22 protein-coding genes are annotated in these 20,695 nt (G+C 72.7%); 10 read left to right on the top strand and 12 right to left on the bottom strand.

Annotated elements, in window-relative coordinates; translation table 11 throughout:
- Positions 1 to 69: 69 nt before the first annotated feature.
- The 3 genes from ABZV00_RS07505 to ABZV00_RS07495 all read left to right on the top strand — a co-directional run bounded on the left by ABZV00_RS07505 (position 70) and on the right by ABZV00_RS07495 (position 3,582).
- Positions 70 to 1,644 carry an LLM class flavin-dependent oxidoreductase gene (locus tag ABZV00_RS07505; RefSeq protein WP_355602724.1) on the top strand — a complete coding sequence of 525 codons (1,575 nt, stop codon included), beginning with the start codon at positions 70 to 72 and terminating at the stop codon, positions 1,642 to 1,644.
- Positions 1,645 to 1,705: 61 nt separating this feature from the next.
- Positions 1,706 to 2,302 carry a helix-turn-helix domain-containing protein gene (locus ABZV00_RS07500; RefSeq protein WP_355602722.1) on the top strand — a complete coding sequence of 199 codons (597 nt, stop codon included), beginning with the start codon at positions 1,706 to 1,708 and terminating at the stop codon, positions 2,300 to 2,302.
- Positions 2,299 to 3,582 carry an MFS transporter gene (locus tag ABZV00_RS07495; RefSeq protein WP_328417506.1) on the top strand — a complete coding sequence of 428 codons (1,284 nt, stop codon included), beginning with the start codon at positions 2,299 to 2,301 and terminating at the stop codon, positions 3,580 to 3,582. Before ABZV00_RS07500 ends, ABZV00_RS07495 begins: the two co-directional genes overlap by 4 nt.
- Before the next feature lie 106 nt (positions 3,583 to 3,688).
- Here the strand turns inward: ABZV00_RS07495 and ABZV00_RS07490 are convergent, their stop codons facing one another.
- The 5 genes from ABZV00_RS07490 to ABZV00_RS07470 all read right to left on the bottom strand — a co-directional run bounded on the left by ABZV00_RS07490 (position 3,689) and on the right by ABZV00_RS07470 (position 7,202).
- Positions 3,689 to 4,384 carry an alpha/beta hydrolase gene (locus ABZV00_RS07490; protein WP_355602720.1) on the bottom strand — a complete coding sequence of 232 codons (696 nt, stop codon included), beginning with the start codon at positions 4,382 to 4,384 and terminating at the stop codon, positions 3,689 to 3,691.
- A gap of 39 nt (positions 4,385 to 4,423) precedes the next feature.
- Positions 4,424 to 4,804 (bottom strand): VOC family protein, encoded by a 381-nt coding sequence (locus tag ABZV00_RS07485; protein ID WP_328417503.1) that lies wholly within the window; start codon positions 4,802 to 4,804, stop codon positions 4,424 to 4,426.
- Between the two features lie 77 nt (positions 4,805 to 4,881).
- Positions 4,882 to 5,511 (bottom strand): DUF4291 domain-containing protein, encoded by a 630-nt coding sequence (locus tag ABZV00_RS07480; protein WP_355602718.1) that lies wholly within the window; start codon positions 5,509 to 5,511, stop codon positions 4,882 to 4,884.
- Positions 5,512 to 5,610: 99 nt separating this feature from the next.
- Positions 5,611 to 6,648, bottom strand: coding sequence for an L-dopachrome tautomerase-related protein (locus ABZV00_RS07475; protein ID WP_355602716.1), 1,038 nt, complete (start codon positions 6,646 to 6,648; stop codon positions 5,611 to 5,613).
- A 131-nt stretch (positions 6,649 to 6,779) separates the two neighbouring features.
- The gene (locus ABZV00_RS07470; RefSeq protein WP_355602714.1) at positions 6,780 to 7,202 is read right to left on the bottom strand and encodes an MmcQ/YjbR family DNA-binding protein; all 423 of its coding nucleotides are present in this window, start codon (positions 7,200 to 7,202) and stop codon (positions 6,780 to 6,782) included.
- A gap of 152 nt (positions 7,203 to 7,354) precedes the next feature.
- Here ABZV00_RS07470 and ABZV00_RS07465 point away from each other — a divergent pair, with 152 nt between their 5' ends.
- Entirely contained in the window at positions 7,355 to 9,169 is a 1,815-nt protein-coding gene (locus ABZV00_RS07465) for an acyl-CoA dehydrogenase (protein WP_355602712.1), read from the top strand.
- Between the two features lie 12 nt (positions 9,170 to 9,181).
- Here ABZV00_RS07465 and ABZV00_RS07460 read toward each other — a convergent pair whose 3' ends face one another.
- Together ABZV00_RS07460 and ABZV00_RS07455 are read right to left on the bottom strand one after the other, a co-directional pair.
- The gene (locus ABZV00_RS07460; protein ID WP_328417494.1) at positions 9,182 to 9,358 is read right to left on the bottom strand and encodes a hypothetical protein; all 177 of its coding nucleotides are present in this window, start codon (positions 9,356 to 9,358) and stop codon (positions 9,182 to 9,184) included.
- Positions 9,359 to 9,508: 150 nt separating this feature from the next.
- Complete coding sequence (locus ABZV00_RS07455) at positions 9,509 to 10,228, bottom strand: spermidine synthase (protein ID WP_355602710.1); 720 nt, start codon at positions 10,226 to 10,228, stop codon at positions 9,509 to 9,511.
- 127 nt (positions 10,229 to 10,355) lie between these two features.
- Between ABZV00_RS07455 and eccB the strand changes: the two genes are divergently transcribed.
- Positions 10,356 to 11,741 carry a type VII secretion protein EccB gene (gene eccB / locus ABZV00_RS07450; RefSeq protein WP_355602708.1) on the top strand — a complete coding sequence of 462 codons (1,386 nt, stop codon included), beginning with the start codon at positions 10,356 to 10,358 and terminating at the stop codon, positions 11,739 to 11,741.
- A 32-nt stretch (positions 11,742 to 11,773) separates the two neighbouring features.
- On the opposite strand, the gene ABZV00_RS07445 is transcribed toward eccB, so the two are convergent.
- From ABZV00_RS07445 to ABZV00_RS07425, 5 genes are all read right to left on the bottom strand, one after another.
- Positions 11,774 to 12,379 carry a class I SAM-dependent methyltransferase gene (locus ABZV00_RS07445; RefSeq protein ID WP_328417489.1) on the bottom strand — a complete coding sequence of 202 codons (606 nt, stop codon included), beginning with the start codon at positions 12,377 to 12,379 and terminating at the stop codon, positions 11,774 to 11,776.
- A gap of 55 nt (positions 12,380 to 12,434) precedes the next feature.
- Complete coding sequence (locus ABZV00_RS07440) at positions 12,435 to 13,049, bottom strand: methyltransferase domain-containing protein (protein ID WP_328417488.1); 615 nt, start codon at positions 13,047 to 13,049, stop codon at positions 12,435 to 12,437.
- A 109-nt stretch (positions 13,050 to 13,158) separates the two neighbouring features.
- Positions 13,159 to 14,025, bottom strand: coding sequence for a carbohydrate ABC transporter permease (locus tag ABZV00_RS07435; protein WP_328417487.1), 867 nt, complete (start codon positions 14,023 to 14,025; stop codon positions 13,159 to 13,161).
- Entirely contained in the window at positions 14,025 to 14,984 is a 960-nt protein-coding gene (locus tag ABZV00_RS07430; RefSeq protein ID WP_355602706.1) for a sugar ABC transporter permease, read from the bottom strand. Before ABZV00_RS07430 ends, ABZV00_RS07435 begins: the two co-directional genes overlap by 1 nt.
- Entirely contained in the window at positions 14,981 to 16,375 is a 1,395-nt protein-coding gene (locus ABZV00_RS07425; protein WP_355602704.1) for an extracellular solute-binding protein, read from the bottom strand. Before ABZV00_RS07425 ends, ABZV00_RS07430 begins: the two co-directional genes overlap by 4 nt.
- Before the next feature lie 116 nt (positions 16,376 to 16,491).
- On the opposite strand from ABZV00_RS07425, the gene ABZV00_RS07420 reads away from it, so the two are divergent.
- The 5 genes from ABZV00_RS07420 (at position 16,492) to ABZV00_RS07400 (ending at position 20,631) form a co-directional block, all read left to right on the top strand.
- Positions 16,492 to 17,532 carry a zinc-binding dehydrogenase gene (locus ABZV00_RS07420; protein WP_355602702.1) on the top strand — a complete coding sequence of 347 codons (1,041 nt, stop codon included), beginning with the start codon at positions 16,492 to 16,494 and terminating at the stop codon, positions 17,530 to 17,532.
- Positions 17,529 to 18,350, top strand: coding sequence for a sugar phosphate isomerase/epimerase family protein (locus ABZV00_RS07415; RefSeq protein WP_355602700.1), 822 nt, complete (start codon positions 17,529 to 17,531; stop codon positions 18,348 to 18,350). Before ABZV00_RS07420 ends, ABZV00_RS07415 begins: the two co-directional genes overlap by 4 nt.
- Positions 18,347 to 19,702 (top strand): hypothetical protein, encoded by a 1,356-nt coding sequence (locus ABZV00_RS07410; RefSeq protein WP_355602698.1) that lies wholly within the window; start codon positions 18,347 to 18,349, stop codon positions 19,700 to 19,702. The genes ABZV00_RS07415 and ABZV00_RS07410 overlap by 4 nt, the downstream gene beginning before the upstream one ends.
- Positions 19,703 to 19,758: 56 nt before the next feature.
- A complete protein-coding gene (locus tag ABZV00_RS07405; protein WP_328417475.1) occupies positions 19,759 to 20,157 on the top strand; it encodes an NUDIX domain-containing protein in 399 nt (132 codons plus the stop codon).
- A gap of 66 nt (positions 20,158 to 20,223) precedes the next feature.
- Positions 20,224 to 20,631, top strand: coding sequence for a DUF2267 domain-containing protein (locus ABZV00_RS07400; RefSeq protein WP_355602696.1), 408 nt, complete (start codon positions 20,224 to 20,226; stop codon positions 20,629 to 20,631).
- The last annotated feature ends 64 nt before the right edge of the window (positions 20,632 to 20,695 follow it).

Genomic DNA, 20,695 nt, shown 5'->3' with positions numbered 1-20,695 from the left:
TGGCAGCAGATGTTCTGTATGGCATAAGGTTGAGGTCATGATGCATCGCGCGACACGGGAGGCTCGCAGATGAGCGACTACGGCCACGACCTGGTCTTCGGATCGTTCACCACGCCCGGCGCCGACGATCCGGGACGCACCGTCGGTCTCGCGGTCCTGGCCGAGCAGGTCGGCCTGGACCTGGTCACCTTCCAGGACCACCCCTACCAGCCGAAGTTCCTCGACACGTGGACGCTGCTGAGCTACGTCGCCGCGCGGACCACCCGGGTGCACCTGTCGGCGAACGTCACGAACCTGCCGCTGCGACCCCCGGCGGTGCTCGCCCGCAGCGTCGCCAGCCTGGACCTGCTCAGCGGCGGCCGGGTCGAGCTGGGCCTCGGCGCGGGAGCGTTCTGGGAGGCCATCGAGGCGATGGGCGGCCGTCGGCTGACCCCCGGGCAGGGCGTACGGGCGCTGGAGGAGGCCATCGAGGTCATCCGCCAGCTCTGGGACGCCGAGGCGCGCGGCGGAGTGCGTGTCGATGGCGAGTTCCACCGGGTGGTCGGTGCCAAGCGCGGCCCGGCGCCCGCGCACACGGTGCCGGTCTGGCTGGGCGCGTACAAGCCTCGGATGCTTGAGCTCACCGGTCGCCGGGCCGACGGTTGGCTGCCCTCGCTGGGTTACCTCCAGCCCGGTGACCTGGAAAAGGGCAACGCGATCATCGACGACGCCGCCCGGCAGGCGGGCCGCTCGCCCGAGGACATCCGCCGGCTGCTCAACATCTCCGGACAGTTCGCCTCGGTCGGACGCGGCCCGCTGCACGGGCCGGCTGAGCAGTGGGTCCAGGAACTGGCCGAGCTCGCGCTGGACGAGGGCATCAGCACCTTCATCCTCGGCAGCGACGACCCCGACGACCTGCGCCGGTTCGCCGGCGAGGTGGCCCCCGCCGTCCGCGAGTTGGTCGCCGCCGAGCGTGACCGTGGCACGGCGCCGGAGCGCACGCCGGAGCCTGAGCCTGAGCCGGCGAGGGTTGTCGCCGCGCCGGCGCGGGCGGCCCGCCCGAGCGGCGCCTTCGCGGTGGTGCCGACCCCTGACGACGGCCGGCGGCGCAGCGACCGGCAGGTCTGGGACGAGTCGACCCGGCCGAGCGGACCCGCACCCGACCCGACGCGCACCTACACCCCGCAGGAGCAGGCCAACGGCCAGCACCTGGTGCAGGTGCACGACGGCCTGCGCGGCGAACTGACCCAGATCCACGACCTGATCGAGCAGGTGGCGGCCGGTGAGATCGATGCCGGCACGGCCCGGTCGCACATCAACACGATGACCATGCGGCAGAACCGGTGGACGCTCGGCGTCTACTGCGAGTCCTACTGCCGCATCGTCACCACCCACCACACCATCGAGGACCAGGCGCTCTTCCCGCGGCTGCGGCAGCGCGATCCCCGCCTCGCCCCGGTCGTCGACCGGCTGGAGCAGGAACACCACGTCATCCACGACGTGCTGGAGGGCGTCGACCGGGCCCTGGTCGCGTACGTCGGCGCGCCGGACGGGTTGGCCGAGCTGCGTGCCGCGGTGGACCTGCTGAGCGACACCCTGCTGTCCCACCTCAGCTACGAGGAGCGCGAGCTGGTCGAGCCGCTGGCCCGGCTGGGGGTGAGCTGACCGAAGCCATCCGGCGAAGTTCGGGGTTGCCTGACGGAACCTGAGAGACTACTTTCGAAACATGTCTCTCAAGAATCCGTACGGGGATTTCGAGATCACCGAGCCACAGGCGCTACGGGCGCTGGCGCACCCGGTCCGGCTGGCCATCCTCGACCGCCTGCAGCGGCACGGTCCCGCCACCGCCACCGCGCTCTCGCCGCACGTCGGCGCCACGCCGTCGGTGGTCAGCTGGCACCTGCGACACCTCGCGACGTTCGGCCTGGTCACCGACTGGGACGGCGCCACCAGCAAGCGGGAACGCTGGTGGCAGGCGGCGGCCCGGGGCTTCCGCTTCACGCTCCCGGACGACGCCGAGGGACAGGCCGCCGGCCGCCAGCTGCGGGGCGAGATGTTCGCCCGGTACGCCGACGCTCCGCAGCAGTGGCTGCTGCAGGACGAGCCCCGGCTGGACGCCGAGTGGCGCGGGCTGGCCGGGGTGGCCGACACCCGGTTCGTGGCCACCGCCGACGAGATGCGGCAGCTGGAGGACGCGATCGAGGAGCTGCTCGCCCCGTACGTGCGGCGCAAGGACGACCAGGCGCCACCAACCGGGGCGCAGGTCGTCCGGATGCTGCGCTACGTGCTGCCCGAGCCCGGCGACGACTCGGCCGCGTCGTGACCACCGTCGGCACCGCGCCCTCACCCGCCCTGCACCGCGACCGGCGGTTCCGCACCTTCTGGATCGGCGAGACGATCTCCCAGTTCGGTGATCGGATCAGCGAACTGGCCCTGCCGCTGATCGCCGTCTCCCTACTCGCCGCGACGCCCGCGCAGGTCAGCATCCTCACCGCGCTGATCTGGCTGCCCAACCTGCTGGGCCTGTTCCTGGGCGCGTGGGTGGACCAGCGCACCCACAAGCGCCGGCTTCTGATCATCGCCGACCTGATCCGCGCGGCGGTGCTGTTCAGCCTGCCGGTTGCCTACCTCTTCGACGCGGTCACCCTCACCCAGCTCTACCTGGTGGCGCTGCTCACCGGTGCCGGGGCGGTGCTGTTCGCCATGGCGCGCCAGGCGTTCTTCGTCGCGTTGGTGCCGCGGTCGGCGTACGTCGACGCGACCAGCAAGCTGAGCATGAGCCGCGCCGTGTCGTTCGTGGCCGGCCCGGCCGTCGGCGGTGGACTGGTCCAAGCGCTGACCGCGCCGGTCGCCGTCATCGTCGACGCGGTGTCGTTCCTCGGCTCCGCGCTGATGCTCGGCCGCATCCCGGTGACCGAGGCGCCTCCGCCACCGCGGCGGTCGTCCACCCTCGGCCTCGTCCGCGAAGGTCTCGTCCTGGTGCTGCGCCACCCGGTGCTGCGCGCCGCGCTCGGCTGCACCAGCACCGTCAACTTCTTCACCTTCATCGCCAGCGCGTTGTTGGTGCTCTACGCGAGTCGCGAGCTCGACCTGTCCGCCGGTGCCATCGGCATCGCGTTCGGCGCCGGCGCGATCGGTGGTTTGGCGGGCGCGGCGCTGGCGCCACGGGTCTCCCGCGCCATCGGGTTGGGGCGTACCGCGATGATCGGCGTCGTCCTCTTTCCCGCGCCGCTGGCGCTGACCGCGCTGGTGGCCGGCCCGACCTGGGCGAAAGTCGGCATGCTGGCCGCCATCGAGCTGGTCTCCAGCGTCGGGGTGATGCTGATGGACGTCAACCTGAACGCCCTCATCACCGCGGTCACACCCGACGACGCGCGGGGCCGTCGAGCCGGTGCGTACAGCGCCGTCAACTACGGCATCCGGCCCCTCGGCGCGCTGGTCGGCGGCGCGTTGGGCACCACCATCGGGCTGCGGCCGACACTGGTCGTCGCCGGCCTGGGCGGCGTGCTCGCCGTGCTCTGGCTGTTCGCGTCGCCAGTACGCCACATCACCACCATCGACGAGCCAGCGACCGCGCCGCTGCAGGACGAGCCGGTGACCTGACCGCGCCGCTGCAGGACAAGTCGGCGACCGACCTGACCGCGCCGCGGGCAGCAGGCAGGCGGCCAGCACACCGCCGGCCGGGGGAGAACCCGGCCGGCGGAGCAGCTCAGCCGGCCGCGTCCAGCAGCAGCCGGGCCAGCTCGGCGGGTTGGGAGATCATCGGCCAGTGGCCGGTGTCCATCGTGACCAGTCGCCAGGGCTCGCTGGTCAGCAGCTTCGCCACGGTGTCGTTGGGCTCGGGCCCGTCGAGCAGGCACTTGACGTACGTGGCCGGCAGCGCGCCGAGCGGGCGGGTCAGCACGGCCGGCTCGGTCAACGTGGCACCGGGGTGCGGGGTGGAGCCCTCGACCAGCCGGGTGACCTGCTCGTCGGTGAGACCCTGGCCGTCGAGGTCGGACGCGCCGAGCGGCGGCCAGTAGCCGCCGTTGTCGGCGATCAACGCCTCCAGCGCCGCCTGGCCCTGCCACCAGCCGGACGCGAACGAGCCACCGTCGACCGGCACCTCCGAGTCGACGAAGACCACCCGGGTCAGCCGGTCGCCGATCCGCTCGGCGGCCTGACCCACCGGGATGCCCGAGTAGCTGTGCCCGACCAGCACCACGTCGCGCAGGTCGCGCCGCTCGATCTCACCGACGATGTCCTGCACGTGGGTCTGCTGCCCGGCCGGCACGCCCTGCTTCTCGGCGAGGCCGGAGAGGGTCAGCGGATGGGTGCCGTGACCGGCCGCGCGCAGCGGCGGCAGCACCTCGTCCCACGCCCACGACCCCAGCCACGCCCCCGCCACCAGTACGAACTCTGCCATGGCCGGAACCCTAGCGCCGACCTGCGACAACCCGGCGGATCAGGGCCAGGTTCGGGCCTGGGCGGCGAAGACCGCCGGTGGACTCGCCACTGGCAGCACGCAGAGCAGGTGCCCACCGGGTGCCCGCAGAATCCGGCACTCCAGCCACTGCGACACCTCGGTCGCGCCCAGGTCGATCAGCCGTGCGGTCTCGGCCGGCACATCGTCGGTCTCGATGTCGAGGTGAAAGCGCGGGGCGTCGTCGACTGCCTGGACCGCGGTGACCAGCCCGGGCAGCGCCTCGTGCAGGCCAATGAACTGTGGCTCTGCGGGATCGGACCGGGTGCTGACGCCCAGCGCCGCCGACCAGAACTGCGCCGCCCGCGCGGCCTCCGCCTCGGGGGCGTCGATCAGCAGCGCGTACACACGGCTTCGATGCATGCGAGGCAGGATATCGCCGGCCACGCAAGAATCGGCGTCCGCCTCTGCCGCCGAGCGATGCGGCCAGCTGCGCGTTGTCACTGTCCGGGTATCTCTCCGGCCGTGACGTCTTCGCTGGCGTCGAGGCCGGCGGCGATCTGAGCCGGCAATGGGTAGGGATGTTCGACCGGCAGGTGGTCTGTCGCCGCATGTGCGTCGTTGGCGCGCAGAAGTTCCCGTACGCGGTGGACGGTGGGGGTGATGTCGGTGACCGAGACCATCCAGTCGTCGACGTACCGGGCGACAGCCTCGCCGGACAACCCGACCTGCAGCGACCGGTATGGCAGAGCTTCCAGGTGCAGTGTCCGTTCCGGATCCCACTGCACCCGCACCGGGCTGGCCTTCAGCTGACGCGACCACGTCGCCTTGTCGCCGTGCACGTCCCGGTCGTAGTGACTCAGGCAGGCTCGCGCCAGCGCCCACTCGAAGCCCTCCCGCGTGATGTCGATGGACAGCACCCGCTCCTGGCCCGGCTTGGTGGCCCAGCCGCAGCGGTACATCATCCACAGGAAGGACGGCTTGATCCACGTCATCCGGTCCCGCTTGAAGGGGGCCACGAAGCGGCCGGCCGCCACCGCCGGCAGCGCGACCTGTGGGGGATACGCCTGGTAGACGGTGACGGTGTCGGCGGAGTAGCGAGCGCGAATCTGACGGGCGGGAACGGACATGCCCCGATCCTCACCGATCGGCCCTCGGCTGCTCCACCGAGATTCCGTACCCATGCCGGCGCTGGACCTGCGGCGGCGTCCGCACCGACCGGTCTCCGCTCAGAGGTGGTCCAGTGCTGGCGGGCCGGCATCGACCGGCATCCGGAAGATCCGGACCGGGTAGTCGACGGCCGACCGCCCACCGTTGAGCCCGGCGGTCAGGTGCAACTGAGCGGCCGGCAGCCAGAGCCGGGAGTCGGCGTCGATCCACATCGCGTCCACCCAGACCAGCCGCGGATCGGCGATGAGCGTGCGCACACTGCGGTCCGGTGCCAGGGCGAGGACGCGCCGTCGCTCGACGTCGCTGACGTAGATGGTGCCGGTGGCATCGATCGCCGCGCCGCCGGTGCTGGGCGTGTCGCACCACCGTTCGACCCGCCGGCCCAACTCGTCGGGGGACACCGACGGGTCGTCCAGCCACCGGGTGCCGATCCGGGACATCCCGCCGGAGGCCGGTTGGTAGTAGAGCCAACGACCGTCCGGTGAGACCTCCAGTTGGTCGGCGTGCAGCTGGACCTCACCACCGTCCGGGTCGCGCAACGGCCGGCCGTCGGCGACCAGAGGCCCGCCGACGGTGCTCGGATGCCCGTCCAGTACCCGCCGGACCTGCCCGGAGTCGAGGTCGAGCACGATCAGGCCGGGCGCTCCGGCGTCGGTGAGATAGCCGACGCCGTCGTGGAAGCGGACGTCGTCGACGTGGCTGGTGGGGTGCACCGCCGCGTCGAGGTGGTAGACGCGATGCACCCGGTCGCCGTCCGGGTCGACCACGATGAGCCGAGCCCCGCCGGGCACCTGCCGGGTGCCGATCTGTGGCGCCCCAGCGTCGATGATCCACAGGCGGCCGTCCGGCCCGGCACGTAACCCGTTGACGTTGACGAACGCGCCGTCCGGTCCCTGGCCCGCCCGATTCCACGCGGCATTCGGGTACGGGTCGCGGCGGCCGTCCGGCAGCGCCTCGGCCACCTGCACGCCCGGCCGGTCCGCCGACGGGTAGCTCAGGAAGATCCGATCCCGCAGGGTCGTGACACCCGTGCACACCCGGTCCTCGGTGAGCACCGGGGTCAGCCGGGGATCCTCCTCGGTGGGCAGCGTGGACATCGGTCCGCTCCTCACCCGCCCGACGGCGTCCTGGCCTCCACCCGGTGACCGACGGCCTCGACCACCCGCCGCGCGGTATCCCCGGGCCGCGTCGGGCGAAACCATCGCCCCAGCGGGTGCCGTTCAGCCGCTCAACCAGCCGGTGGGCCGGGCTGGTCGACCAGAGCGGCGAGCCGCTTCGGGGCGAGCAGGCAGTAGCTCTCGGTGAGCAACTCGGCGACCTCGTCCCAGCCGGTGTCGTCGTCCACGACCATGCCCAGCACGGTCGGGCCCCACTCCGGCTTGTAGAAGGGGGGCCCGCTGGCGACGAGCCCGGCGATCTCGTCGGGCGGCGACCGGAAGATCAGCAGGCAGGTCGGCCGGTCGACGTCGGCGGCGCGCGAGTGGGCGACCTGGTGGTCGGGGTCGACGGTGAGCACGTGGGCGAAGGTCCGCTTGCGGATCCGCCAGCGGGTGCCCACCCAGGCTGGCTCCTCGTAGCTCTCCGGCAGCCCGAGGCAGATCGGCCGCAGCCGGTCGAGAACCTCGGGCGGGACGTCTCCGGGTTCGGTCACGGTCAGCGACCCTAGCGGGCCGGTACGACAGATCACCGGGTTCGTGATGGTTGCCCGGCCCGTCGGTGCCGGTGGTGTCCATCCGGCCGATCCGCCAGGATGGGCACGGGCGCCGCCGGGCAGCGCCCCGGACCGACCCACCCCCGTGCCCGATGAGGAGTGCTGTGCCGTCCACCCTGCTCTCCCGCCGCGACCTGGACTTCCTGCTGCACGACTGGCTGCAGGTGTCCAAGCTTGTCGAGCGCCCCCGGTACGCCGAGCACTCCCGGGACACCTTCGACGATGCCCTGGATCTCGCCGAGCGGGTGGCCACCGAGCAGTTCGCCCCGCACAACCGCGCCGCCGACCTCGCCGAGCCCACCTTCGACGGGCAGCGAGTGCGGCTGATCCCGCAGGTCCGGGCGGCGCTGGAGAGCTTCGCCGAGACCGGTCTGCTCACGGCCGGGCTGGACGCCTCGGTCGGCGGCCTGCAGCTGCCGCACGCCGTCGCGGCCGCCTGCTTCACCTGGTTCCAGGCCGCCAACGTCTCCACCTCGGCGTACCCGTTCCTCACCCTGGGCAACGCCAACCTGCTGCTGGCGCACGGCAGCGCGGAGCAGGTCGACACGTACGTGCGGCCCATGCTGGAGGGCCGGTTCTTCGGCACCATGTGCCTGTCCGAGCCGCACGCCGGCAGCTCGCTGGCCGACATCACCACTCGCGCCGAACCACAGCCGGACGGTACGTACCGGCTCTTCGGCACCAAGATGTGGATCTCCGGCGGCGATCACGAACTGGCCGAGAACATCGTCCACCTGGTGCTGGCGCGGATCCCCGGCGGGCCGCCCGGGGTGAAGGGGATCTCGCTGTTCATCGTGCCAAAGGTGCTGGTCGGGCCGGACGGGTCGCTCGGCGACCGCAACGACGTGGTGCTGGTCGGGCTCAACCACAAGATGGGCTTCCGGGGCACCACCAACACCCTGCTCAGCTTCGGCGACGGCGGGCACACCCCGGCCGGCCGTCCCGGCGCGGTCGGTCACCTGGTCGGCCCGCCGCACCAGGGACTGGCCCAGATGTTCCACATGATGAACGAGGCCCGGATCGGGGTGGGGGCCGGTGCCACCGCGCTGGGCTACACCGGCTACCTCAAGAGCCTGGCGTACGCCCGGGAGCGGCCCCAGGGCCGGCCGGTCGGCGGCAAGGACCCGGCCGCGCCGCAGGTGCCGATCATCGACCACCCCGACGTACGGCGGATGCTGCTGGCGCAGAAGAGCTACGTGGAGGGGGCGCTGGCCCTGGTGCTCTACTGCGCGCGGCTGCTCGACGAGGAGAAGACCGCCCCCGCCGAGGCCGATCGCGAGCGGGCGCACCTGCTGCTGGACGTGCTCACCCCGATCACCAAGAGCTGGCCCTCGCAGTGGTGCCTGACCGCGAACGATCTGGCGATCCAGGTGCTCGGCGGGGCCGGTTACACCCGCGATCACGACGTGGAGCAGCACTACCGGGACAACCGGCTCAACCCGATCCACGAGGGCACCCACGGCATCCAGGCGCTGGACCTGCTGGGGCGCAAGGTGACCATGCACGACGGCGCCGGCCTGGTCGTGCTGACCGGGACGATCCGCGACACCGTCGACCGGGCCCGACAGGTCGGCGGCGAGGCCGCCGAGCTGGCCGACAGGCTGGCGGGCGGGGTGGACCGGGTCGTCGCGGTCACCCGCCGACTCTGGGCCGACGGTGACCCGGTGCTCGCGCTGGCCAACGCCAGCGTCTACCTGGAGGCGGTCGGGCACGTCGTGATCGCGTGGATGTGGCTGGAACAGGTGCTGGCCCTGCCACCGCAGGGGTCCGGCGACGCGTTCCACGCCGGAAAGCGGCAGGCCGCCCGCTACTTCTTCACGGTCGAGCTGCCGCGTACCGGCCCGCAGCTGGACCTGCTGGACAGCCGGGACCGGACCACGCTGGAGATGCGCGCGGACTGGTTCTGAGCGGCCCCGGCCTCACCGCCGCCGGCCCTGGTGACTCATCGCCTGCCGTCCCTTCATGACGCCCAGCACGATCACCACGACCAGCGCGATCAGGCCGATGATGATGAGCCAGCGGACCGCCTCGAGGATCAGCCCGAGCAGGATCAGTACGCCGGCGACCACGCCGACGACCCAGAGCATGGCACGCATCTCGACCTCCCGTGACCGGCCGCGCCCATGCGGCGACCCCCGCGCCACGTTCCCCATCCGGCCGACACCATGCCCGCCCAGCACGAGGAGCCGGGCCCAGCGTGCGGTGCGGGCGGGCCGGTTCAGCGTGCGGTGTGCGCGGGGCCGGTTTCAGCCCGCGGTGCGGGCGACGTACACGGTGTTGGCGGACTGACCACCGGTCAGCGGGTTGGCGAACGGCACGACGTGCGCCCGCGCGGTCGCGAACACCTCGGTGAGCGCTGCGGTGAACTCGGCGTCCGGCGGGTCGTCCGACCAGAGCGCGAAGACGCCCTCGGGGCGTAGCAGGGCGGACAGCCGGCGCAGCCCGGCCGGCTCGTAGAAGGCGGCGTGGCTGGGGTGCAGGACGTTGCGCGGGGAATGGTCGACGTCGAGCAGGACAGCGTCGAACCGCCGCCCGGGCGCCTCGGCGTCGAACCCGGCGTCGCCGGCCACCGCCGCGAAGAAGTCGGCCCGCACGAACCGGGTACGCGGGTCCTCGGCGAGCCCCGCCGCGAACGGCAGCAGCCCGCGCTGGTGCCAGTCGATCACGTCCTCGATCGCCTCGACCACCAGCAGTGAACGCACCCTCGGGTCATCCAGCGCCGCGCAGGCGGTGTAGCCCAGCCCGAGGCCGCCGACCACCACGTCGAGCGTGTCACCGGCCAGTTCGGCCAGGCCCAGCCGGGCCAGCTCGATCTCCGCGACGGGGAAGAGGCTGGACATGAGGAACTCGTCGTCGAGCTTGACCTCGTACACCTCGACCTGGAGCGCCGGGTCCCGGCGCCGGCGCAGGCTGATCGCGCCGATCGGGGTCTCCCGCCAGGCCAGCTCCTCGAAACGCGCGCCCACGGGTGCCCTCTCGCCGCCAGATTCGTCCCCGGATGGTACCGGTCGGCACGGTCACCGCCACGCAGGGTCCACGGGACATCGACGCAACGCATATCCTGTGGCCGGCCGATCCACCGGGAGGGACCCCATGCCGTCGCGGCAGGACCAGCTGCACTCCTACCAGTTCAGCGTTCAGCGGACGGTCGCCGCCCTGGTGATGCGGGAGACCGACCCGGCCCAGTCGCCGTTCCGGCGGTTGGCCGGCGCCGGCCTGGCCAGCGTCCTGGTCGCGGCGATCGGGCTAGGCGGCTTCGCGCTCTACGGCCTGTTCGCCGGGGGCGGCAGCGGCTGGCGCGACGCGGGCGCCGTGATCGTGGAGAAGGAGTCCGGCGCCCGGTTCGTCTACCGCGAGCAGAAGCTGCACCCGGTGCTCAACTACGCCTCGGCGCTGCTGATCGTCGGCGCGGACCGATCGAAGACCGTGCTGGTCTCCCGGCGCTCGATCGACGGCGTGCCGCGCGGGCTGCCGCTGGGCATCGCCGACGCGCCGGACTCGCTGCCCGCCCCGGGTCGGTTGGCCACCGGAGCGTGGACGGTCTGCTCGACGATCCCGGCCGGCGCGGGCGACGACGCGCCCCGCTCCGCGCTGCTGATCGGCACCGAGCCCGCCGGCGGCCGGCCGCTGGGCGACGACGCGCTGCTGCTGCGCGGCCCCGACGGCGGTCTGCACCTCGTCTGGCATCAGCGGCGCTACTTGATCCGCGATCCCAGCCGGGTGCTGGCGGCCCTGGCCACCACCCGGGCCCGGGCGCTGCCGGTGGCGCTCGCCCTGCTCAACTCGCTACCCGCCGGCCTCGACCTGGCCCCGCTCGCCCTGCCCGGCCTGGGCGGGCCCGCCACTCGGGTGCCGGGTGCCACGATCGGCCAGGTCTACCTGGTGAGCAACTCCGGCGGCGGCCGGCAGTACGCCGTGGCGCTCGACGCGGGGCTTGCCGGAATCACCGAGTTGCAGGCCGGGCTGTTGCTGGCCAGCACCAGCCAGGACGAGCCGGAGCCGATGACGCTGGGCCGGTTCGCCGCACTGCCCACGGTGCCCGATCTCGCCCCGAGCGGTCCGACCGCCCCGCCGCCAGCCCCGCCCCGGCTGGCGGCCGGGGACGACGCGGCGCTCTGCACCCGGGTCAGCGGCGACGACGGCGCCAGCGAGGTGCGGTGGGGCGTACCGCTGCCGGACCTGGCCGCCGTGCCGCGCACCGTGCCGGCCGGCGGCACCGTGCTGGCCGACCACGTGGTGGTGGAGCCGGGCCGGGGCGCGGTGGTCGAGGCCGCCGCGGCGCCCGGCGCGTCCGGCGGCGCGGTCTCCGTGGTCACCGACCTGGGCCGGCGGTACGTGCTGGCCGACCGGGACGTGCTCCCGATGCTCGGCTACCGCGACGTGCGCCCACTGCGTCTGCCGGCCGGCCTGGTCAGCCTGGTGCCGGCCGGTGCGACCCTCGACCCGGCCGCCGCGCGGGCCGTCGCCGCCCCCGCCTGACGGTCGGGCGATGGCGGGAGCCGGGTCGGGCGTCAGGCGGCCGGGCGGCGCAGGATGGTGACCGCGAAGGCCGCGTCGTCGCGCCACGGGCGCAGGTCCCAGGTGGCGAAGCGGTGCTCCAGGCGCAGCCCGGCGGCGACCGCGTCGGCGTCGAAGGCGGTCAGCGGGTAACCGCGCTCGGTGCCGAAGCCCACCGCCAGCACGCCGTCCGGGCGCAGGTGCGCGGCGAGCCGGCGCAGCACCTCCGGCTCGGTGCCGGGCGCTACGAAAGCGAGTACGTTGCCGGCCAGCACCGCCGCGTCGAACGGCTCGGCCTCGCCGGCCGCCGGCAGGTCCAACTCGGCGAGGTCGGCGACCAGCCACAGCGGGCCGGGGTGGTCGGTGCGGGCGGCGACCACCAGTGCCGGGTCGGCGTCCACCCCGACCACGGTGTGCCCGCGCTGGGCCAGCGCGGCGCCGACCCGGCCGGTGCCGCAGCCGGCGTCGAGGATCCGCGAGCCGGGCGGGACCAGCGTGTCCACCAGCCGGGCCTCACCGGCCAGGTCCGCTCCCTCGGCCGCGAGCTTCCGGAACCGGTCGATGTACCACTGCGAGTGCTCGGGGCCGGTGTCGGTCGCCCAGCGGGTCGGGTTGGCCATGTGGCCACCGTAACCGGGCCTGCGGGGACGCGGCGGGCGACCCGGGGAGCAGGGGTCAGGGCACCCGGGCCACGGTGATGAACTCGTTGTAGGTGAAGACCCGCCCCAGCGCCCGGGGGAACGGGAAGGAGAACTGCCGGGTGACGGTCAGGCCCAGCTCCCGGCAGATCTGCGCCGCCTCGTCGAAGCCGACGAATCGGACGTGCGAGGCGTCGCTGGCGTACCCGCGCTCCTGTGGGGTGATGAACACGGTGGTCCCGCCGGAGCGCACGTACGGCAGGTAGGAGGAGACGACCTCCCGCGCCTGCTCGGCGGGCAGGTGCTCCAGGAGGTGCGCGGCGAGCAGCGAGTCGAACGCGCCCGGACGGGCGTGCGGGCCGCCGAAGAACTCCTCGACCGTGTACGCCTCGAAGCCGGCCGCCCGGGTGTGCTCCACCGAGGCGGGGTTGTGGTCCACCCCGACGCCGTTGCCGTCCAGGTTGGCGAGGTTACGGCCGAGGCCGGAGCCGACGTCGAGGGTGTGCCCCAGCCGCAGCCGGCGCAGGTTCCACCGGTAGGGCGCCTGCACGTCGAGGAGCCGCTTCCAGCGGGCACCCCCGAGTCGTTGCAGCCGTTCGGTGTAGTCCTCGCCGGCCGTATCGGTCGGCCGGCTTGGCTCGCTCTGCCTCATCGCGGCCCCCTCGGCTTCGCGCTTACGGACTTGCCGATGGTACGGATGCCGGGCGCGAGAAACCAGAGCCATCGGCCGGCATGTTTACCGGCCGATGACGCCGGTTGGCTCAGCCCTTCTCCGCGCCGCTGGTCAGCCCCTCGGTGAGCAGCCGCTCGCTGGCGAAGAAGAGGATCACGATGGGCAGGGTGAGGACGACCGACCCGGCCATCAACACCGTCTTGGGCACCTCCACCCCGTCGGAGAGCAGGGACAGCCCCAGCGACACCGTCCACCGGTCGGGCTTGTCGACCAGGAACAACAGGGCGAAGAGGAACTCGTTCCAGGCGATCATGAAGTCGTAGAGCGCAACCGCCATGATCGACGGCATGGCGAGGGGCAGGCTGACCCGGCGGATGATGCCGAGCCGACCGGCGCCGTCGATGGCGGCGGACTCCTCGAGACTGACCGGGATGGTCTCGAAGTAGTTCTTCAGCATGTAGACCGAGACCGGCAGCGTCTGCGAGATGTAGACCAGCACCAGACCGAACAGTGAGCCGCGCAGCCCGGCCCGGGTGAAGACCACGAACAGCGGGATCGCGATGACGATCGACGGGAACAGGTAGACGGCCAGGAACAGGAAGTCCACCTGCCGCCGGCCGAAGAACCGCAGCCGGGCCACCGCGTACGCCCCGGGGATCGCCACGACCAGGGTGAGCAGGGTCGCCGCCACGGCGACCAGACCGCTGTTGCGGATGAAGGTGAGGAACCCCTGGCCGCCGTCGTCGGTGGCCTTGAGCACCTCGGCGTACGTGGCCACGGTCAGCTCGCCGAAGCCGACGATCAGCGAGCCGGGGTCGAGCAGCAGCCGCTCGATGGGGCGCACCGAGAGCACCAGCATGTAGTAGAAGGGGAAGACGGTGACCACCAGGAACACGGCGATCACCAGGCGGCGCAGCCAGCGCAGGCTCACCGTCTCGACCACGTCGCGGTCCATCAGCCCACCCTCCGTCCGAAGAAGCGCAGATAGATCAGCACGAACACGATGAGCACCACAGCCAGCACGACCGCCTGCGCGGCGGCGGCGCCGATGTCGGTCCGGGCGGTGAGGAACTCGTACACCCGCACGCTGACCACCTCGGTGCCCGCCGCGCCGCCGGTGAGCAGGTAGACGTCGTCGAACTTGTTGAACGTCATGATGAAGCGCAGCACGCCGAGCAGGGCGATCACCGGCAGCAGTTGCGGCAGCAGGATGTGCCGGAAGCGTTGGGTGGGGGTGGCGCCGTCGACCCGGGCGGCCTCCTCCAACTCGCCGGGCACCGCCTGCAGCCGGGCCAGCAGGAACAGGAATGCGAACGGGAAGTACCGCCACGCCTCGAACACGACGACCGTGGCCAGCGCGGTCGACTCCTGGGACAGGAACGGCACCGGGGCGTCCCAGCCGAGCCACCGCTGGCCCCAGGCGTTGACGATGCCGAGCTGCGGATCGAGCATCACCTGCCAGACGAACGTCACCGCGACCACCGGCGCCACGTACGGCAGCAGCATGGATGCCCGGACCAGGGTGCGACCAGGGAACGGCCGGCGGACCACCAGGGCGGCGACCAGGCCGAGCAGGATCGACCCGACGGTGCCGCCGAGGCTGTAGAGCAGGGTGATCCACAGCGTGTCGGCGAAGCCGGGGGTGTGCAGCACCCGGTCGACGTTGTCCATGGTGAACTCGCCGAACAGCCCGGTCTTGCGCAGCGTGGCGAGCCGGACCCGCTGGAAGGCGAGCACCACGGTCCAGACGATCGGGATGCCGATGACCGCGATGGTGACGAGCAGGGTCGGGGCGACCAGCGCGAGCCCGGCGCGGGACTCGCGGCGGCGCAGGGTCAGTGGTCGGCGGCGGCGGACCGGCACCGGCCGCTCCCGGGTGGGGGAGCGGCCGGTGCCGGGCGCGGTGGTGGTCAATTCACGCCCGCTTTGATCGCCTCGACGTCCTTCTTGGCCCGACCGGCGGCGGCCGCCGCGTCGGACTTGCCGGAGATGACGTCGTTCAACGCCTTGGGCACCGGCAACTCGCCGAGCATGGCGCCGACCAGCTTTCCCTGCCCCTGGGTGAGCCCCCAGCGCTGGAAGGTGTCCGGGCTGCGGCGCAGCGTGGCGAGCACCTCCTCGCCGTACACGTCGGCCAGCGGCTTCTTCACGTCCACGCCGGCCTGGCTGGTGTTCCACCCGGTGAGGTACGCCTCGGGCTCTGCCTGGGTGCCCTTGCGCACCGGGAAGCGGCCCTCGGGGGACATGCCGAACCAGCGCGGGTAGCCGTCGCTGAGCATGTACTCCACGAAGGACTTCGCCGGGTCGGTCGCCGCGCCGTCCAGCACCGCCCACGAGCTGATTTCGCCGTACTGGGCCGGTTCGGTGCCGTTCGGGCCCTTGATCGCGGTGACGAACCCGCTGTTCTTTGCGAGGAACGCCGGGTCGGCCTGGCACTGCGGGCAGGTCGGCTTGGCGTCGTTGCGCAGCCCGGCCAGCTCGTCGAGGATGAACGGCGACCAGACCACCATGGCGGCCTTGCCGGCGAAGTAGGTGGCGCGGGTGGTGTCCACGTCCTGGGCGCCCTTCACCGAGCTGTTCCGGATCAGGTCGCCGTAGAAGCGGAACGCTTCGACGCACTGTGGTGAGTCCAGAGCGACCGCGCCGGAGTTGTCGGTGAGCTGACAGCCGTTGGCCAGCGCCAGGTGCTCGAAGGTCTGCTGGGTGAACACGTCGCTGGGGGCGGTCGCCGCGGTGATCCCGGCGACGCCGCCGGTGTTCAGCTTCGCCGCGGCGGTGGTGATCCGTTCGTACGTGTCGGGGGCGGGCAGGCCGGCGGCGGCGAACAGGTCCTTGCGGTAGACGAGCAGTTGGCCCCACCCGTCGCTGGGCACCGAGAGCTGCTTGCCGTCGTCCGAGGTGAGCTCCAACGCTCGCGGCGAGAAGGTCTGCCGGCCCAGCTTGTCGACGACCTCCGCGTTCGCCGAGGCGTGCAGCAGCTCGTTGCCGGCGAGCGTACGGATGCCGGCCAGGGAGACCGAGCCGACCACGTCGGGCAGGTCGCCGGCGGCGGCATTGGCCGAGATCAGTGAGGGGAACTGGTCCTCGTTGACGGTGACGAGCTCAACCTGGACCCCGGTCTTCGCGGTGAAGTCGGCGATGATCGCCTTGGTGGCGGTGACCCGGTCGGCCACGTCCTCCAGGCTCCACACGGTGATCTTCTTGCTGCTGCTGTCCGACTCGTCATCGCCGCAGGCCAGCAGGGTGGACGCGGTAAGTGCCAGGATCAAGGTGGTGGCGAGTATCCGCCTCGGAGGTGCTGACATCGGTGGCACTCCTCTCGAAGGGTACATGCCGGATTCAACGCCTTCGATTGATTAATGGCAAGACATATAGCGATTTTTTGCCTATCCTGGAACCCAGTGCTACCGGGATGTGACTCATGGGCAACTGGGTTGTCTCTCTCGCCGGGCCTCGACGGATCAGCCTCGAGCCCTGCCCGCCGGATCAGCTCGGCCCCGGCCAGGTTCGGGTCCGCACCTGCTACTCCGGCATCTCGGCCGGCACCGAGCTGACCCTCTACCGGGGCAGCAATCCACGGCTCAGCAAGGACTGGGACGACGCCGCCCGGATGTTCGTGCCCCGGCAGACCCCGGTGCCCTACCCGCTGATCGGCTTCGGCTACGAGGAGGTCGGCGAGATCGTCGAGGTGGCCCCGGAGGTCACCGACCGGCACCCGGGCCAGTTGGTGTGGGGCATCTGGGGGCACCGTGCCGAGGCCGTGCTGGCCGCCGAGGTGGTCCACCCGTTGCCCGCCGGCCTGGACCCGCTCGCCGCCGTCTTCGCCCGGCCCGGCGCCATCGCGCTGACCGCCGTGCTCGCCGCCGACCTGCACCTCGGCGACTGGGTCGGTGTCTTCGGGCAGGGCGTCATCGGGCTGCTCGCCACCCGGCTTGCGGTGCTCTCCGGCGCACGGGTCGTGGCGGTCGACCGGATGCCCGACCGGCTGGAGCACGCCGCCCGCTACGGTGCCCGGTCCGCAGTGGACGCCGGCGCCGAATCCGCCGCCGCCGTGCTGCGCCGGGCCACCGGCGGCCGGGGCGCGGACGTCTGCCTGGAGCTGTCCGGGGCGTACCCGGCGCTGCACGAGGCGATCCGGTCCACCGCACACGCCGGCCGCGTCGTGGCCGCCGGTTTCTACCAGGGCCAGGCCGACGGGCTCGGCCTCGGCGAGGAGTTCCACCACAACCGCATCCAGTTGGTGGCCGCCCAGGTCTCCGGACCCACCCCCGCGCCGAGCATGGCCGGCCGGTGGACCGGCGACCGGGTGGCGCAGACCTTCATGGAACTGGTGGCTGAGCGCAGCGTCGACCCGTTGCCGCTGGTCAGCCACATCGTCGACGCCAGCGCGGTCGCCGACGCCCTCGCGCTGCTCGACCGCAGCGCCGGTGACGTCCTCCAAGTGGTGTTGAGGTTCTCATGACCACCATTGCGCTGGCCTGCCAGGAACAGCTCCTGCCGGGCACCGACCTGATCCAGAAGTACGCCCTCGCCACCGCCCTCGGCTATCAGGGCATCGAGCTGCGCGGGCGCGGCGACCTCGCGTTCGCCCGCCGGCTGCCCGAACTGCGCCGGGCCCGCGCCGCCGGGGTGGTGATGCCCACCGTCTGCGTCGAGATGGACCACTTCATCGGCGACTTCGACCCGGCCCGGTCCGCCGACGCGGTGCGCAACCTGCGCTCCCAGCTGTCGGTGATCGCCGAACTGGGCGGCGTCGGGGCGATGACCCCGGCGGCCTGGGGGATGTTCTCCCGGCGGCTGCCGCCGTTCGAACCGCCGCGTCAGCCGACCGGCGACCGGCAGGTGCTCGTCGACGCCCTCGGCGAGCTGGGCGAACACGCCCGGGCCGAGGGGGTCAGCCTCTTCCTGGAACCCCTCAACCGGTACGAGGACCACATGGTCAACCGGCTCGACGAGGCGGTCGCGCTCTGCGCGGCGGTCGGGCTGCCCTCGGTCCGGGTGGTCGCCGACACCTTCCACATGAACATCGAGGAGGACGACATGCCCCGGGCGCTGCGTTCCGCCGCGCCGTACCTCGGGCACGTGCAGGTCAGCGACTCCAACCGGTACCAGCCGGGTGCCGGGCACCTGGACTGGCCGGCGCTGGTGCGGACCCTGCTGGAGCTGGACTACCGGGGCTGGCTGGCGCTGGAGTGCCGGCTGCGTGGCGACCCGGTCCGCGCCCTCCAGCAGGCCGCCACGGTGCTGCGGCACGCGCTGCCGCGACGGGCCGCGGCATGACCGCCGTTCCGACCCGCACCGGCGGACCGGCCGATCTCGCCGGGCTGCGCCGGCTCGCGGTCGCCACGCTCGACGCCAACTGGGAGCACGACCACACCGTGCCGTCGCGCACGCTCTACCCACACCAGTGGAGCTGGGACTCCGCGTTCATCGCCGTCGGGCTGGCCCAGGTCCGTCCCGAGCGGGCCTGGCGTGAGCTGGCGAGCCTGTTCCGGGCGCAGTGGGCCGACGGGCGGGTGCCGCACATCGTGTTCAACCCGGCGATGCGGGTCGGCGCGTACTTTCCGGGGCCGGAGATGTGGCGCTCGGCAAGCGCCGAGGGCGCGCCGGGGGTCGACACCTCGGGCCTGGTCCAGCCGCCGGTGCACGCGCTCGCCGCCTGGCTGGCGTACCGGCGGACGCCCGATCCGGCCGGCCTGGCCGCGCTGCGCCGGCTCTATCCCGCGCTGGTCGCCCAGCAGCGCTACCTGACCGACCGGCGGGACCTGACCGGCGACGGGCTGGTGTGCATCGTGCATCCGTGGGAGTCCGGTCTGGACAACAGCCCGGCCTGGGACGAGCCGATGGCCGCCGTGCCGGCCGAGGCGGCGGTGATGCGCGCGTACCGCCGGCACGACACCGCGCACGCCGACGCCGCGCACCGCCCCACGGACCTGGACTACGCGCGCTACCTGGCGATCGTCGCCGCCTACCGGGACCGGGGCTACCGCGACCGGGACCTGGCCGACGGGCATCCGTTCCTGGTGGAGTGCCCGCTGTTCAACGCGGCGTTCGGGGCGGCCGAACACGCGCTGGCCCGGATCGCCGCGCTGGTCGGCGCCGACCCGGGGCCACACCGGGCCCGCGCCGTGCGGATCACCGAGGCCGTGGTGCGCCGGCTGTACGACCCGGCCACCGGTACGTTCGCCCCCCGTGACCTGCGCACAGACCGGCTCATCCCGGCCCGTACCGCGCTCGGGCTGGCACCGCTGATCCTGCCCGACCTGCCGACCCGGCAGGCCGACGCGCTGGTCGTCGAGGCGCGGTCGGCGCGTTTCGGGGTGGCTCGGCGGATGGACCGACCGCTGCCCAGCTACGACCGGACCGCGCCGGACTTCGAGCCGCTGCGCTACTGGCGCGGGCCGAGCTGGCTGAACGTCGGGTGGCTGGTACGGCGCGGGCTGCTCGCGCACGGGCATCCCGAGCTGGCCGCCGGGCTGCGCCAGTCGATGATCGGGCTGGTCGCCGGGGCCGGCTGCCACGAGTACTTCCATCCGGACACCGGTGCCGGGCTGGGCTCGCCGGCATTCAGCTGGACCGCTGCGCTGCTGCTCGACCTGCTGACCGAGGAGCCCGCGCCCGACGCGGTGTGACCCGCTCCGGCTGGTGCCGGTGATAGCGTGCCCGTCCCAGCGGCGGGAGGGGTGGCGTGTCCGAGATCGACAAGGTGGCTTGGATCCTCATCGAGGACGGGCTGGTGCTGAGCACCCGGTCCCGGGGCAAGGACGTGTGGTACCTGCCGGGTGGCAAGCGCGAGCCGGGGGAGACCGACCTGGACACCCTGCGCCGGGAGGTCGAGGAGGAGCTGAGCGTCACGGTCGACGTGGGCGGTGCGGCGCACCTGGGCACGTTCAGCGCCCAGGCGCACGGCCACGCGGCCGGCACCACCGTGCGGATGATCTGCTATCGGGCGGGATACGAGGGGCAGTTGCGGCCGGCCAACGAGATCGCCGAGACCGCCTGGCTCGGGTACGCCGACCGGCACCGCACCTCGCCGGTCGACCACCTCATCTTCGACCACCTGCGGGCCGTGGGCCTGCTGCGCTGACCGCGTCGCCGTTTGCCGCGACCGCGCCCGGGTAAGCGCGGGTCCCGTGGCGGACAGGAGGGCGGCGTGCGGTTCCCCCGCTTCATCGACGCAGTGTCCCGGCGCTCCGGGCTGCCGACCGAGCAGGCCGCCGTGGTGGCTCGTGCCGTGCTCCAGACGATGGCCGAACGGGTGACCGGCTGTCCGACGGCCGACCTGGCCGGACAGCTCCCGGACGAGCTGAACGGCTATGTGGGCGGAACGAATCGAGCCGCGGCCGGGCCGCCGGTGGCCGCCGGACCGGCGGAGTTTCTGCGTCTGGTGGGGGAGCGGGCCGGGGTCGACGAGGCGACCGCCCGGGCCGGCACGGGTGCGGTCTTCGCGACGCTGCGCGAGGCGGTCACGGTGCGGGAGTTCCGGGAGATGGTGGCGGGGTTGCCGCGCGATCCGGACGGCGGAGTCGCGCCCGTTGCGCCGCCATCTGTCGGGGATTGAACGTTTTGATGTCGCTATTCGGACCAGGTGCTATTGACCGGGAAATTCCACTGCGCAAATGAAA

The sequence above is a fragment of the Micromonospora sp. NPDC005173 genome, assembly GCF_040608515.1.
Taxonomy (GTDB): domain Bacteria; phylum Actinomycetota; class Actinomycetes; order Mycobacteriales; family Micromonosporaceae; genus Micromonospora.
The sequence above is the reverse complement of the archived record's forward strand: the minus strand, read 5'-3'. Positions and strand labels throughout refer to the sequence as shown.

What these genes read in the sequence shown, in the direction of transcription:
- ABZV00_RS07410 (WP_355602698.1), top strand. Translation starts at nt 18,347, where the DNA reads ATGACCGCCGTTCCGACCCGCACCGGCGGACCGGCCGATCTCGCCGGG.
- ABZV00_RS07490 (WP_355602720.1), bottom strand. Translation starts at nt 4,384, where the DNA reads ATGGCAGAGTTCGTACTGGTGGCGGGGGCGTGGCTGGGGTCGTGGGCG.
- ABZV00_RS07415 (WP_355602700.1), top strand. Translation starts at nt 17,529, where the DNA reads ATGACCACCATTGCGCTGGCCTGCCAGGAACAGCTCCTGCCGGGCACC.
- ABZV00_RS07505 (WP_355602724.1), top strand. Translation starts at nt 70, where the DNA reads ATGAGCGACTACGGCCACGACCTGGTCTTCGGATCGTTCACCACGCCC.
- ABZV00_RS07480 (WP_355602718.1), bottom strand. Translation starts at nt 5,511, where the DNA reads ATGTCCGTTCCCGCCCGTCAGATTCGCGCTCGCTACTCCGCCGACACC.
- ABZV00_RS07465 (WP_355602712.1), top strand. Translation starts at nt 7,355, where the DNA reads ATGAGGAGTGCTGTGCCGTCCACCCTGCTCTCCCGCCGCGACCTGGAC.
- ABZV00_RS07425 (WP_355602704.1), bottom strand. Translation starts at nt 16,375, where the DNA reads ATGTCAGCACCTCCGAGGCGGATACTCGCCACCACCTTGATCCTGGCA.
- ABZV00_RS07440 (WP_328417488.1), bottom strand. Translation starts at nt 13,049, where the DNA reads ATGAGGCAGAGCGAGCCAAGCCGGCCGACCGATACGGCCGGCGAGGAC.
- ABZV00_RS07460 (WP_328417494.1), bottom strand. Translation starts at nt 9,358, where the DNA reads ATGCGTGCCATGCTCTGGGTCGTCGGCGTGGTCGCCGGCGTACTGATC.
- ABZV00_RS07500 (WP_355602722.1), top strand. Translation starts at nt 1,706, where the DNA reads ATGTCTCTCAAGAATCCGTACGGGGATTTCGAGATCACCGAGCCACAG.
- ABZV00_RS07475 (WP_355602716.1), bottom strand. Translation starts at nt 6,648, where the DNA reads ATGTCCACGCTGCCCACCGAGGAGGATCCCCGGCTGACCCCGGTGCTC.
- eccB (WP_355602708.1), top strand. Translation starts at nt 10,356, where the DNA reads ATGCCGTCGCGGCAGGACCAGCTGCACTCCTACCAGTTCAGCGTTCAG.
- ABZV00_RS07420 (WP_355602702.1), top strand. Translation starts at nt 16,492, where the DNA reads ATGGGCAACTGGGTTGTCTCTCTCGCCGGGCCTCGACGGATCAGCCTC.
- ABZV00_RS07485 (WP_328417503.1), bottom strand. Translation starts at nt 4,804, where the DNA reads ATGCATCGAAGCCGTGTGTACGCGCTGCTGATCGACGCCCCCGAGGCG.
- ABZV00_RS07435 (WP_328417487.1), bottom strand. Translation starts at nt 14,025, where the DNA reads ATGGACCGCGACGTGGTCGAGACGGTGAGCCTGCGCTGGCTGCGCCGC.
- ABZV00_RS07445 (WP_328417489.1), bottom strand. Translation starts at nt 12,379, where the DNA reads ATGGCCAACCCGACCCGCTGGGCGACCGACACCGGCCCCGAGCACTCG.